The 13,129-nt window shown below is 67.1% G+C and carries 14 protein-coding genes; 4 read left to right on the forward strand and 10 right to left on the reverse strand.

All coding sequences use genetic code 11. The features are described from left to right. Positions 1-34: 34 nt before the first annotated feature. Genes NI1_RS06565 through NI1_RS06575 form a run of 3 tightly spaced genes read left to right on the forward strand, consistent with a single transcriptional unit; the run spans position 35 to position 1,931 of the window. On the forward strand, positions 35-646 hold the full coding sequence (locus NI1_RS06565; protein WP_067815588.1) for a hypothetical protein: 612 nt from the start codon (positions 35-37) through the stop codon (positions 644-646). A 59-nt stretch (positions 647-705) separates the two neighbouring features. Further along, positions 706-1,338, forward strand: coding sequence for a GNAT family N-acetyltransferase (locus NI1_RS06570; RefSeq protein WP_067815591.1), 633 nt, complete (start codon positions 706-708; stop codon positions 1,336-1,338). A 53-nt stretch (positions 1,339-1,391) separates the two neighbouring features. After that, a complete protein-coding gene (locus NI1_RS06575; protein WP_067815593.1) occupies positions 1,392-1,931 on the forward strand; it encodes a carboxymuconolactone decarboxylase family protein in 540 nt (179 codons plus the stop codon). Positions 1,932-1,941: 10 nt separating this feature from the next. Here the strand turns inward: NI1_RS06575 and NI1_RS06580 are convergent, their stop codons facing one another. The 9 genes from NI1_RS06580 to NI1_RS06620 form a co-directional block, all read right to left on the reverse strand. Continuing rightward, positions 1,942-2,634 carry a GntR family transcriptional regulator gene (locus NI1_RS06580; protein WP_067815595.1) on the reverse strand — a complete coding sequence of 231 codons (693 nt, stop codon included), beginning with the start codon at positions 2,632-2,634 and terminating at the stop codon, positions 1,942-1,944. 14 nt (positions 2,635-2,648) lie between these two features. Beyond that, positions 2,649-3,341, reverse strand: a complete 693-nt coding sequence (urtE, locus tag NI1_RS06585) for an urea ABC transporter ATP-binding subunit UrtE (RefSeq protein ID WP_067815598.1) — start codon at positions 3,339-3,341, stop codon at positions 2,649-2,651. Next, positions 3,325-4,185, reverse strand: a complete 861-nt coding sequence (gene urtD / locus NI1_RS06590) for an urea ABC transporter ATP-binding protein UrtD (RefSeq protein WP_067815601.1) — start codon at positions 4,183-4,185, stop codon at positions 3,325-3,327. Before urtD ends, urtE begins: the two co-directional genes overlap by 17 nt. Next, complete coding sequence (gene urtC, locus NI1_RS06595; RefSeq protein WP_067815604.1) at positions 4,182-5,357, reverse strand: urea ABC transporter permease subunit UrtC; 1,176 nt, start codon at positions 5,355-5,357, stop codon at positions 4,182-4,184. The genes urtD and urtC overlap by 4 nt, the downstream gene beginning before the upstream one ends. A gap of 70 nt (positions 5,358-5,427) precedes the next feature. Continuing rightward, positions 5,428-6,312, reverse strand: coding sequence for an urea ABC transporter permease subunit UrtB (urtB, locus tag NI1_RS06600; protein WP_067815607.1), 885 nt, complete (start codon positions 6,310-6,312; stop codon positions 5,428-5,430). Positions 6,313-6,411: 99 nt separating this feature from the next. After that, complete coding sequence (urtA, locus tag NI1_RS06605) at positions 6,412-7,647, reverse strand: urea ABC transporter substrate-binding protein (protein ID WP_439957241.1); 1,236 nt, start codon at positions 7,645-7,647, stop codon at positions 6,412-6,414. A gap of 269 nt (positions 7,648-7,916) precedes the next feature. Continuing rightward, entirely contained in the window at positions 7,917-9,326 is a 1,410-nt protein-coding gene (gene ramB, locus NI1_RS06610) for an acetate metabolism transcriptional regulator RamB (RefSeq protein ID WP_067815613.1), read from the reverse strand. Between the two features lie 95 nt (positions 9,327-9,421). Continuing rightward, on the reverse strand, positions 9,422-9,607 hold the full coding sequence (gene dmpI, locus NI1_RS06615; protein WP_067815616.1) for a 4-oxalocrotonate tautomerase DmpI: 186 nt from the start codon (positions 9,605-9,607) through the stop codon (positions 9,422-9,424). 160 nt (positions 9,608-9,767) lie between these two features. Continuing rightward, a complete protein-coding gene (locus NI1_RS06620; RefSeq protein WP_067815619.1) occupies positions 9,768-10,652 on the reverse strand; it encodes a LysR family transcriptional regulator in 885 nt (294 codons plus the stop codon). A 117-nt stretch (positions 10,653-10,769) separates the two neighbouring features. On the opposite strand from NI1_RS06620, the gene NI1_RS06625 reads away from it, so the two are divergent. Then, positions 10,770-12,353: an ATP-dependent DNA ligase gene (locus NI1_RS06625; RefSeq protein ID WP_067815622.1), complete on the forward strand. Its 1,584-nt coding sequence runs from the start codon at positions 10,770-10,772 to the stop codon at positions 12,351-12,353. A 255-nt stretch (positions 12,354-12,608) separates the two neighbouring features. Here NI1_RS06625 and NI1_RS06630 read toward each other — a convergent pair whose 3' ends face one another. Beyond that, positions 12,609-13,052 carry a DUF4254 domain-containing protein gene (locus tag NI1_RS06630; protein WP_067815625.1) on the reverse strand — a complete coding sequence of 148 codons (444 nt, stop codon included), beginning with the start codon at positions 13,050-13,052 and terminating at the stop codon, positions 12,609-12,611. Positions 13,053-13,129 lie beyond the last annotated feature (77 nt).

Consider the following 13,129-nt stretch of genomic DNA (forward strand, 5'->3'; position numbering starts at 1 on the left):
TGCCCGCGCCGCGCTCGGGTAGTAGCGTGACGGCATGGTGCGGCGGGTTCGTTTCTCGGTGGGCGCGGTCCAGCACTGGCGGGAGTTCGCGGACGACGGGACCCTGTCGCGCTGCGTCGAATTCGATACCGGCCGGCCGAATCCGGTCCCCGAAGAGCTGCACGAGGGCGAGTTCGCGGCCGCCATGGTGGCCTATTCGTCCGCCGAGCTCGCGGGGGTGCGGGCGCGCTACGGCGATATCGGCGCGTGGCTCTACGAATCGGTGCGCGGGGAACCGGATATCGCGGCGGTCCCCGAATCGGCGGAGCCGGTCACCGCGCAGGAGTTCGAGCACTGCTGGAAAGCCGCTGTCCAGCACCGTAATTTCACGCCGCAGGAGTCCGGTCCGCTACCGCAGGGCGCCTATGTGTCGGGGCGGGTGGAGGCCCTGCCCTGGGGCGTCGGCCTGACCGGTCTGTTCGTCGATATCGGAATACCCGTGCAGGCGTTCGTGGATGTGGAGCACCTGCCCAGCGATCATGCACATTGGCCGGCGGTCGGCGACAGCGGCCGCTTCGAGGTGGTTCGGGTGGTGTTCAATTGGTGGGAAGACACCGCGCGGCTACAGATCCGCCTGAAGCCGATCGCGCCTTTCGTCCGCCGCTGACCGGGACGATAGTGCCATTCGGCTCACCCCCGGCCGGGGGCGCGGGCAGAATTCCAGCTATGCCGCGATCCGCCTCGGCACTCGTCTCCGCCGAAACCTTCACCAAGGCAGCCCAGCCGGTGATCCCCGCCGGCGAGGGCCTGGTGCTGCGGCCGTGGCTGCGCCGCGACGCGCCCGAGGTGTACGCGGCCTTCCAGGATCCGGCCATCAGCCGCTGGCATGTGCGGACCGTCGACTCCGAGGACGAGGCCGAGGAGTGGGTGGATGCCTGGGCCCGCACCTGGAAGCGCGGGCTGGACGCGAATTGGGCGGTGGCGGACAGCGGGACCGGGCGGGTGCTGGGGCGGGCATCGTTGCAGCACATGGTGTTGTCGCAGGGGATGGCGGCGGTGGCGTACTGGGTGGTGCCGCAGGCGCGCGGGCGCGGGGTGGCGCCGCGGGCGGTGGAGGCGCTCACCGGGTGGGCGTTCGAGGGCGCCGGATTCCATCGCCTGGAATTACGGCATTCCGTACATAATTCGCCGTCCTGCCGGGTGGCGGTGAAGGCCGGGTTCGGGTTGGAGGGGGTGAACCGCAGCGCCGGACTGCATGCCGACGGCTGGCACGACATGCATCTGCACGCCCGCGTGCACGGCGACGAGGTGGACGCCGCGACGAGTGAGATCCCCACCGCCCGCGTGTTCCGCCGCTGACGGGGCGCGGCTAGGGGCTCCCACGGAACACCCGGGCTTGTTAGCGTGACCACATGGTGTCAACGCAGCCACGTATCGCCCCCGGCCGTTTGCGGGAGCTCGGACCGGTCAATTGGGTTGTCTGGCAGGTGCTCTCCCGGGCCGCGGGGACCGATGACGCGCATCTGTTCAGCACGCTCGGGCGCACGGGCGGGCTGTTCCGGGGCTGGCTGCACTTCTCGGGGCGGTTGATGCCGGGCGGGAAGCTGCCGCGCTACGAGACCGAGCTGGTGATCATCCGGGTCGCCCACCTGCGGGGCTGTGCGTACGAGATGGACCATCACATCCGATTGGGCAAGCGGGCGGGCGTGAACCAGCAGGTGCTGGAGTGGTTGCGGGAAGGGCCTGCCGCGCCGGGCTGGACGGACAAGGAGCGCGCGCTCCTCACCGCCGTGGACCAACTGGTCGGCACCCGGGACCTCGACGATGCCGCCTGGCGGGAACTCGCCGTCCACTACGACGAGCGCCGCCTCATCGAAATCGTCCTGCTCACCAACCAATACGAGGGCCTGGCCAGCACGATCACCGCCCTGCGCATCCAAACCGACCACTGACCCCAGGGGGTCATTCGCGCACAGCTTGACCGAGTTTGGTGAGTTCCAATGCCCGCCGGGCGCGGGTGAGGACGTGGGCGCGGGAGCTGGTGAGGTGGGCGAGCAGCAGGCGCAGCGCGGCGTCGAGGTCGTCGGCCAGCAGCAGTTCGGCGATGGCGATGTGATCCTCGGTCATGGCCGCGATGCGTTCCGGGGTCGGCAGATCCAGCGAACGGACCGGCCGGACCCGGGCGTAGACGGTCGCCAGCGCATCGGCGAGGGCGGTGTTCCCGGCCGCCGTCAGCAGCGTCAGATGGAATCGCTCGTCGACGGCGATCAGTTCGGCTCCCGGCTCCGGCGGGTCGTCGCGCAGGAGCCGCCAGCTGTCGAGCTCCTTCTCCACCGCTGCCGTATCGTGCCGATGCGAGCGGTCGGCTTGGCGTTGAATCCCCCTGGATTCCAGCACGATCCGCAGTTCGTACAGGTCACCCAGCTCCTCGACCCGCGGCCGGTACGGGTACAGCCCGTCGGGATGCCGCTCCAGCAGCCCGTCCGCGTAGAGCCGGGCCAGCGCCTCGCGGACGGGGGTGCGCGATACCCCGTAATTCTCGGCCAGGCGTTCCTCGCCCAGCCGCTCGGTCGATACCAGCACCCCCGTCGCGAGATCCCGCTGTAGTTCCCGGTACACCCGCTCCGACAACGGGATTCGCCCCCTGCGCGCCATGACGGAACGTCCGCTCAGATCGCCATCGCCAGGCGTACCGCGGATTCCGCGCCCCGCCCGCCCGCGCCCGAGGAGGTGACGCGGCCCGATTGCAGCACGTAGTACTGGCCGGCGGCTTGCAGCGCGAAGCCGATGTGCTGTTCGACCAGCAGCACGCTCAATCCACCGCGATTGGTGAGATCGATGATGGTGCGTTCGATCTCGGCCACCACCGACGGCTGGATGCCCTCGGTCGGCTCGTCCAGGATCAGCAGCTTCGGTTCGGTGATGAGCGCCCGCGCGATGGCCAGCTGCTGGCGTTGACCGCCGGAGAGCAGTCCGGCCTTGCGGGTCAGCAGTTCCTTCAATGCCGGGAACAGATCCAGGGATTCGGCGATCAGTTCCTTGCCGCGCTTGCGCCCGTCCGCCACCACCTGGAGGTTCTCCATGGCGGACAGCTGCGGGAACGACTGCTGTCCCTGCGGCACATAGGCGATGCCGCGCTTGACTCGCCGCGACGGGGCCAGCTTGGTGATGTCCTCGCCGTCGAAGCGGATCTTGCCGGATTTGGCGGGCAGCAGCCCCACCGCGGCGCGCAGCAGCGAGGTCTTCCCGGCCCCGTTGTGGCCCATGACCGCGACCACGCCGTCATCCGGAACCGTCAGGGACACACCGTGAATCACCTGGGTGCGGCCGTAGGCCGTGTGCAGGTCAACGAGCTCCAGCATCGGCGGCCTCCTCCTTCTTGTCGGATCCCCCGGTAGCGCCGGCTGTTTCGCCGACCGGCTGATCGGGTTCGGCTGCTGTACTGCCTGTTTCGACCGGCGGCAGGTCACCGGCCGCCGCGGTGCCCAGGTAGACCTGCTGCACCTTCGGGTCGGCCTGGACTTCTTCGACGCTGCCCTCGCTGAGCACCCGCCCACCGGCCAGCACCGTCACCGAGTTGGCGAAGGCGCGCATGAAGTCCATATCGTGTTCGACCACGATGACGACCCGGTTGCCGCCGATGCGGCGCAACAGGTTTCCGGTCTCCTCGCGCTCCTCGGCGCTCATGCCCGCGACGGGTTCGTCGAGCAACAGCACCGAGGCGTTCTGCACCAGCAGCATGCCGATCTCCAGCCATTGCTTCTGGCCGTGCGCGAGCACTCCGGCGGGCTTGTCGCGCAACTCGGTGAGGCCGATGGTCTCCAGGGCCTCCTCGATGGCGGGCAGCACCGATTTGCGCCTGCGCAGCAGGGTGAGCGCGGAACGCCCCGCGCCGGCGGCGATATCGAGGTTCTGCAAGACGGTGAGCTGCTCGAAGACGCTCGCGGTCTGGAAGGTGCGGCCGACGCCCAGCCGGGCGATCTGATGCACCTTCTTGCCGATCAGTTCACTGCCGGACTTCTGGGCCGAGCCGGTGGCGGCGGCCAGGCCGGTGATGGCGTCGATGAGCGTGGTCTTGCCCGCCCCGTTGGGCCCGATCAAGAAGCGCAGATCCCCTTGCAGGACGGTGAGATCCACGTCGGTGACGGCCTTGAAGCCGTCGAAACTCACCGACAGGCCCCGGATTTCGAGGTATTCGCTGCTCATCGCGCTTCCACCTTGTCTTCGTCGGCCGGGGCTCCGGTGGACAGCACCGAGGCGACGATGGCCTCCGACGCCGGGGTGACCGGGAGCGCCTGGTTCGCGGATTTCGCGGGCCGGACGCGTTCCAGCAATTGCTTTGCCAGCGGCCCGAATCCGGCCAGGCCGGCGGGGAGGAATCCGACCACCACGATGAAGAGCGCGCCTTGCAGGTACGTCCACCCGGACGGGAACTCCTCGGAGAACGAGGTCTGCGCCCAGGCCACGCCGATCGCGCCGAGCGCCGGGCCCAGCAGCGTGGTGCGCCCGCCGATGGCCACCCCGATCAGGAAGGCGATGGAGGGCACCACGCCGATATCCGCGGGCGAGATGATGCCGACGATGGGCGTGAACAGCGCCCCGGCGATACCGGCGAAGAAGGCCGCCACCACATAGGCGACGATCTTGATATTGGCCGGGTCGTAACCCAGGAACCGCACCCGCTCTTCCTGATCACGCACGGCGACAAGGAGTTCCCCGTACCGCGAATGCATCAGCTGCCGCGCGATGGCCATCACGATGAGCAGGGTGGCGGCCGCGATGAAGAACAGCATGCGCCGGTTCACCGGATCCGAGAGCCGGAAACCGAAGAAGGACTTGAAATCCGAGAGCCCGGTGAAGCCGCCGATGGATTGCTGCCCGATGAGCAGAATGGCGAGCGCGGCCGCGAGCGCCTGGCTCAGGATGGCGAAGTACGCGCCCTTGACCCGGCGCTTGAACACCCCGAAGCCGAGCACGGCGGCCATGGCGGCGGGCAACACCAGAATGCCGATGATCGCCACCGGCGCGGAGGCGAAAGGCTGCCAGTACGAAGGCAATTCGTTGATGCCGGAGATCGTCATGAACTCCGGCACATCCTCGTGCCGTTTGGCGGCGTCGGCCATCTGGAGATGCATGCCCATGATGTAGGCGCCGATGCCGAAGAACACGCCCTGCCCGAGGGTGAGCATGCCGCCGCGCCCCCAGGCCAGGCCGATGCCGACCGCCACGATGGCGAAGCACAGGAACTTGGCGAGCAGGCCGAGCCGGAAATCGCTGAGCATGGCGGGCGCGACCGCGAACAACAGCACCGCGCCGAACGCGAAGCCGCCCAAGGCTTTCAAGGATGAGTGTGCGTCGAGACGCTGGACGAGGCTCATGCTGTGTCCTTTCGCGCATGATCGGAGCCCTGCGTGGTTACGCTGCGCTGCCGCCTCCGGGCTTGACCGATCATGCGAGGCTCCTCGTGCGAACGGTGAACAGACCCTGCGGGCGCACTTGCAGGAAGATCACGATCACGACGAAGACGATCACCTTGGCGACCGAGGCCGTGGTCGAGTACTCGATGAAGGAGTTCAGCAGCCCCATGGCGAAGGCCGCGATGACGGTGCCCTTGATCTGGCCGAGGCCGCCGATCACCACCACCAGGAAGGCGTCCACGAGATAGGACTGCCCGATGGTGGGTGAGGTGGAGCCGATCAGGGTGAGCGCCACCCCGGCGACCGCGGCCAATCCGGAGCCGATGAAGAAGGTGCTGATATCGGTGAGACGCGAAGAGACGCCGGAGGTTTCGGCCAGGCTGCGGTTCTGCACCACGGCGCGGATGCGGCGGCCCAGCGGGGTGACCTTGAGCGCGGTGGCCAGCGCGATCACCGCGGAGATGGCCAGCACCATGATGAAGATGCGGGTCTTGGGCACCACCGCCCCGGCAATGCTGATGCCGCCGGTCAGCCACTCCGGCGCGACCACGTTCTTGGCGGGCGCGCCGAAGATATTGCGCGCGGCCTGCTGCAACACCAGGCCGACGCCGAAGGTGACCAGCAGGGTGTCGAGCGGCCGGTCGTACATCCAGCGGATCAGCCCGGCTTCCAATGCCGCGCCGAGCAGTCCGCCGACGATGAACCCGGCGAACAAGGAGACGATCAGCGCCACCCCCGTCGCGGAAATAAGCTGCTGCACAACGAATGTGGTGTAACAACCGGCCATGATGAACTCGCCGTGAGCCATATTGATGACGCCCATCTGACCGAAGGTCAGGGCCAGGCCCAGCGCGGCGAGCAGCAGAATCGAACCCAGACTCAGGCCCGCGAACAGCTGTCCGACTGCGACTTCCATTGTGAATTACCTCTGTAGTTCTCTCGCGTCGGTGGATGACTGCCGATGCGGCCGGTGCGGTTGCCCACACCGGCCGCCCCTCATTCGGCGGTTACCGACTTACTTCAGGCCCTTGGCCCAGTCGTAGGAGTTCAGGTACGGGTCCGGGTTGACCGGCTTGCCCGAATCCCACACGGTGTAGATGAGTCCGTCCGGCCGGATCTCACCGATGCGCGCGGTCTTGGTGATGTGGTGGTTCGCGCCGTTGACGACGACGGTGCCCTCCGGCGCGTCGAAGCTGACGCCGTCGGCCGCGGCCTGAATATCGGCCACCGCGAACGACTTCGCCTTCTCGACGGTGTTCTTCCACAGGAAGACCGAGGCGTAGGCGGCCTCCATCGGGTCGGAGGTGGGCTTGTCCGCGCCGAAGGCGGCCTTGTACGCGGCGACGAACGCCTTGTTGGCCGGGGAATCGACGGTCTGGTAGTAGTTCCAGGCGGTCAGCTGGCCGGTGATGTTCTGCACGCCGATGCCGCCGACCTCCTCTTCGGCGATGGAGACCGAGACCACCGGCATATCGGCGGCCTTCAGGCCCGCGTTGGCGTACTCGCGGAAGAACGCGACGTTGGAGTCGCCGTTCAGGGTGTTGAAGACCGCGCCCGCCTTGGAATTACGCACCTTGTTGACGATTGTGGAGAAATCGGTGGAGCCCAGCGGAGCCAGGTCCTCGCCCTTGATCTCGATGCCGTTGGCGGCGGCGTACGCCTTGATCTCGCGGTTGGCGGTCTGCGGGAAGACGTAGTCCGAACCGACCAGGTAGAGGGACTTGACGCCCTTCTGCTTCAGGTAGTCCAGCGCCGGCACGATCTGCTGGTTGGTGGTCGCACCCGTGTAGAAGATGTTCTTGGAATCTTCCAGGCCCTCGTACTGAACGGGGTAGTAGAGCAGCGAGTTCAGCGATTCGAACTTCGGCTTCATGGCCTTGCGCGAGGAGGAGGTCCAGCCGCCGAACACCGCTGCGACGCAGTCCGAGGAGATCAGCTTCTCGGCCTTCTCCGCGAACGTCTTCGGGTCGGAAGCGCCGTCCTCCAGCACGATTTCGAGCTTCTTGCCGTTCACGCCGCCCGCGGCGTTGATCTGATCGACCGCCAGCTTGGTGGCGTTGGCGACGGTCACCTCCGAGATCGCCATGGTGCCGGTGAGCGAGTGCAACGACCCGATCTTGATGGTGTCCTTGGAGGTGTCCAGGCAGGACTTGGCGTTCGATCCCCCGGCCGTATCGCTGTCACGCGAACCGCAACCGGCGACCAGCACGGCGGATAGCGCCAGCGCGGTCGGAATGGTGATCGCCTTCATCAGACGCCGATTGCGATCTCGGCGGTGGGAATCTTGCATGGGGCGGGCCCTTCTCACTCACGGTCTACCCGCGACGCCACTGCGTCGCTTGCGAATACCGGTGCGTATACAGCGCCTGTATTCGTGGGCAGAACGGTAAACGGGAAGTATTGCGCCGGAATGACTCTCGATGAATGTCCGATTTCGTATGTTGCCGCAACGTGAATTTCAGCTCACCGCACCGGGACCGAAGTTGATCGGTCTCGGTGTCTGCGCAGGTGAGAACGTATTTACTGAATCACATAGGGCGAGATGGAGCTTCGATGCTCGCTGATGTCGAGCGACTTGCCCAGGGGCGGGAAGGCGCGCTGCGGGCAGTTGGAGCGTTCGCACACCCGGCAGCCCGCGCCGATCGGTGTCGCCTTGGGGTCGTTGAGGTCCAGGCCGTCGGCGTAGACGACGCGGCCGGCGTGGCGCAGTTCGCAGCCGAGGCCGATGGCGAAGATCTTGGAGGGTTCGCCGTAGCGGGTGGCGCGGCGTTCCACGGTGCGGGCGATCCACAGGTACTTGCGGCCGTCGGGCATCTGGGCGATCTGCGTCATGATCTTGGCCGGGTAGGCGAAGGTCTCGTAGACGTTCCACAGCGGGCAGGTGCCGCCGCTGGAGGAGAAGTGAAAACCCGTGGCGGACTGGCGTTTCGACATATTTCCGGCACGGTCCACGCGGACGAAGGAGAACGGCACGCCCCGCAGTTCGGTGCGTTGCAGGGTGGACAGGCGGTGGCAGATGGTTTCGTAGCTCTGCGCGAAGAAGGCCGACAGCCGCTCGATGTCGTAGCGGAAGGTCTCGGCCACTTCGTGAAAGTGCGTGTAGGGCAATACGGTAGCGGCGGCGAAGTAGTTCGCCAGGCCGAGTTTCGCCAGCACGCGCGACTCCGGCGAGGAGAAGTTCCCCTCGGCGACCAGCTTCTCGATCAGCTCACCGCACTCCAGATAGGCCAGCTCGGCGGCCAATTTGAAGACCCGCTGCCCGCCCGAGAGATGCGGGGCGATCTCCAAGCGCATCTGCTCCGGATCGAATCGGTGCAGCAACCCGTCACCCAGATCGATGCGCTCCACGATCTGCACACCGTGCGTCGCGGTGAGCCGCCGCGGAATCTCCCGCTTCAAATCCCCGCCGTGGAATCGCATTCGATTGGCGAGTTCCTCGGCCGCGGTATCCAATTCGTGAATGTAGTTCTGCCGCTGATAGAAGTAGTCCCGAACCTCTTCGTGCGGCTTCGAAATAGCCCCCGACCCGCTCCCGTCGGAGAACCGGTCCTCGGTCGCCGCCGCCAGCTGCGCCGTCGTATTCCGGTAGCGCCGATGCATGTTCACCATCGCCCGCGCCAAACCGGGATGCGCCGAAACCATCTCGGCGATCTCCTGCGCATCCGCCTCGATCCCGAGCTCCTGGTCCATCACGACCTCTTGCAGCTCCGCGATCAACCGCGTGTCGTCCTGCGACGAGAAGAACCCCGTATCCACCCCGAACACTTCGCTGATCCGCAGCAACACCGGTACGGTGAGCGGGCGCACGTCATGCTCGATCTGATTCAAATAGCTGGCCGATATCTCCAGCTTCTTGGCCAGCGACACCTGACTCAGCCCGCGCTCGGTACGCAACTGCCGCAGCCGCGCGCCGACAAATGTCTTGGCCATTCGCCCAGTTTAAGAGCCCTTTCGCAACCCTGCCAACGAAAAATTAGCAACCCTTGCTGAGTCTTGCGTCACACGGCTGCGAAAGGGGCGGCTCATTACTTGCCGTCGGCGGTCAGGCGGCCGGCGGTGCCCCAGCTGTCGGCGGGGGTTTCGTGGATCCAGACCTGGACGGTTTCGGCGGGGAGTTGGTAGGCATCCACGAAGGCGTCGGTGATGCGGCGGACGAGTTCCCGCTTGAGTTCGATGGTGCGGGGGCCCTGCTGGACGGTGACGATGGGCATTGCCTTCTCCTGAGGTGAAAGTGGTTGGGTTACAAGCCTTGTCGAGCAATCCGGAGTTCGGTTCCGGGTTGTTCGGCGGCCTGAGAACAGTTCACCGGAGATGTGAGGTGTGGCCAATGGGCAGGTTGTGCTCGCAGCGATAACGAATGCTTATCGTCGGTCAGGCGGCGCTGAGTAGGGCGGCGAGCAGGCGCAGGGTCGGTGAGGCGGCATCCGCTCGAACCGCCAGGGCGATCGGTAAGGCCATGCCCGGGTCGGCGAAGGGGCGGAAGGCCACCCGCCGGTTGTTCACCTGGAGGGCGTTGGAGCCGTAGACCACCGTCCACATGGGCGATCCCGAACCGACCGCCGCGAGGGTGTCTTGCAGGGTCGTCGATGTCGGTGCGGGGACCGGTTCGAATCCTGCCCGGACGCAGGCCGACAGCACCAGGTCGACCAGGGCCGGATGGTTCCGCCGTTCGGTCAATCGCAACGGTATTGCTGCCAGGTCCGCGAGCTGGACCGAATCCTGCTGTGCCAGGGGATGTTTGGCTGGGAGGGCTGCTACCAGTGGGTCCTCCCAAGCGGGCAGGAAATCCAGGTCCGGGCTCTCCTGGGGTTCGGGCGCGCGCACGAAGGCCGCGTCGAGCCGCCCGTCGCCGACTCGTGCCATGCGCTCCCGCACCGGCAGGGCCACCAACTCGACCTGTACCTGTGGCAGCTGCTCGGCGAACGCGTCCAGTACCGCGTCCAAGCGCTCACCCAGGCCGGTGACGGTGCCGAGCCGGAATACCTCGGCCCGCTCCCCGGCCAGCTCGGCCACGGTCGCGCGCGCCTCCTCCGTGGCCGCCAGTACCTTTCGCGCGGCGGGCAGGAAGCGCAATCCGGCCTCGGTGAGCCGCACCCGGCGCGGCGTCCGGTCCAGCAATCGGACCTTCAGTTCCCGTTCGAGCCGGAGCACCTGCTGACTGACGGCCGGCTGGGCGATATGCAAGCGCTCCGCCGCCCGCCCGAAGTGCAATTCCTCGGCGACCGTGACGAAATAGCGCAATTGGCGCAGCTCCACGGTGGTGCTCCTCGGTACGGCGAACAGGCGACTCGCAGCTCACCGTATCGGCTGCCGGGCGGTCGCTTCCGTGCGGATGGCGCCGGTTTGTCGGTCTGCGGGGTTACCGTCTTAGGCGTGCTCTTGTCGGATGTGGTGCGAGCGTCGCAGGCCGTGCGTGAGACTTCCGCGCGGAAGAACAAGATCCAGATTTTCGCCGAGCTGCTGGGGCGGGCCGCGCCGGGGGAGCTGGCGCAGGTGGTGGCTTGGATATCGGGGGAGCTACCGCAGGGGCGGATCGGTACGGGGTGGCGGACGCTGACGAACATGGACGTGGTGCCCGCCGCCACGGAGACGCTGAGCGTGGATGCGGTGGACGGGGTGTTCACCGAGCTCGCCGCGGTGAGTGGGAAGGGGTCGGCCGAGCGGCGGCGGGAGCTGCTGGGCGGATTGCTCGGGGCGGCGACCAATGCGGAGCACGATTTTCTGTTGCGGCTGCTCACGGGGGAGATGCGGCAGGGGGCGCTGACCGCGATCGTGGCCGAAGCGGTCGCGGTGGCGTTCGAGGTGCCGATCGATACGGTGCGGCGGGCGCACATGTTGTCCGGGCGGCTGCCGGTGACGGCCCTGGCCGCGCGCACGGGCGGGGTCGCTGCCCTGGCCGCTTTCCGGCTGGAGATCGGACGGCCGATTCAGCCCATGCTGGCCTCGCCGGGCGGTGCCTTGGACGAGGTGATGGCCGAGTTCGACGGCGAGGTGACCGTCGAGCACAAGATGGACGGCGCTCGGATCCAGGTGCATCGCGACGGGGACCGGGTGTGGGTTTTCACGCGCACATTGCGCGACATCACCTCCGGCGTACCCGAATTGGTGGAACTGGTCAGGCAATTGGAGTGCACCAGCGTGGTGCTGGACGGGGAGACCCTGGCGCTCGACGATTCCGGGCGGCCGCGACCGTTCCAGGAGACCATGAGCCGGTTCGCGGCCGATCCGGCGCTGGTGGAGACGGTGGCCGCCGCGAGTTCCACCCGGGACCTGCTGCTGCGGCCGTACTTCTTCGATTGCCTGCACCTGGACGGCGTGGATCTGCTCGACGCACCGTTGCGGGAGCGGCGGGTGGCGCTCACCAGAGTCGCTGGGTCGCACAGCATTCCGGCCCTCATCGCGCCCGACCCGGAGATCGCGGCCGAATACTTCGACGGCGCACTGGCTTCCGGGCACGAGGGCATCATGATCAAGTCCCTCGACGCGCCCTATGCGGCCGGCCGGCGCGGGCGAGCCTGGCAGAAGATCAAACCCACGCACACCCTCGATCTGGTGGTGCTCGGCGCGGAGTGGGGATACGGGCGGCGCACCGGGTACCTGTCCAATCTGCACCTGGGAGCCCGGGACCCCGAGGGCGGTGATCCGGTGATGGTCGGGAAGACCTTCAAGGGCCTCACCGACGCGCTACTGCATTGGCAGACAGTGGAATTCCCGCGCCACGAGATCCGGCAGGACGGCAATACCGTGTACCTGCGCCCCGAGCTGGTGGTGGAGATCGCCATCGACGGCGTGCAGGTCAGCCCGCGTTATCCGGGCGGCGTGGCGTTGCGGTTCGCGCGCGTGGTGCGGTACCGGCCGGACAAGGAAGCCGCGCAGGCCGACACCATCGATCGGGTGCGGGAACTGCTACCGGGCGGCGTCGCAATACAACTCGGGGCCGATACTGTGCACAGCTAGCTCGAGACTCACAGCAGACTCACAGCTGAGCGGACGCACTCCTCGAGTATTACCGGGCAGTATTCAAGTGTCGATGCATCGGAACCAGCGGTTGTCAGGTGACGGTGTTCGGGTACTGCCCCGCCTCCACACGCGGATTTTCCCGGACGCCGAGTCGCGGGGCCGGTAAGTCGGCGGTGGACTGCGCATGGTCCATCTGTGCTGTCGACGGCACGCCCCGCCCCCTCGCCGGGCGTGCCGCCGACCCTTCCCTATTCAGTATTCGTATTCGCGGTTTCCGGTCAGATTGGGTAGCCGCCGCCGGCCCTTGGCCAGATCCCCGGCCAGATGTTCGTAGGCGACCGCCAATTCGGTGAGCCGCTGCGCCGCTTCGTCTACCGCGTCGTCGGGCGCGGTGGCCAAGGTCAGATAGGCCAGCGCCGAGAACTGGGCGAGCCGATCCACCACGGTGCCCACGGTTTCGGTGTGCAGATGCGCGTCCCGATCGGCGCGCGGCAGCTCCGCCGCCACCCAGCGGTCGATATCCAGGACCAGCCGGGCGCGATCGTGGTCGATGGGGCCGGTGGCGCCGCTCACCGCCGTCAATCGGCGCTCGTGCAGGTCCGCGAGTAGTCCCGCTCTGCGCAAGAGCGGATGGTCGTCAGGGGGCAGGCCACGGCAAGCCTGCAACAGCAGGTGTTTCGGTGGGAGCGGATGCACGCGGTCATCCTGCTACGCCAATATATCTAAACGGCAACGTTATTCGAGGCCGCCGGAGCAACTGGGGCTTGCATCCG

Origin of the sequence: Nocardia inohanensis NBRC 100128, assembly GCF_001612945.1 — a bacterium.
In the GTDB taxonomy this organism is placed as follows: domain Bacteria; phylum Actinomycetota; class Actinomycetes; order Mycobacteriales; family Mycobacteriaceae; genus Nocardia; species Nocardia inohanensis.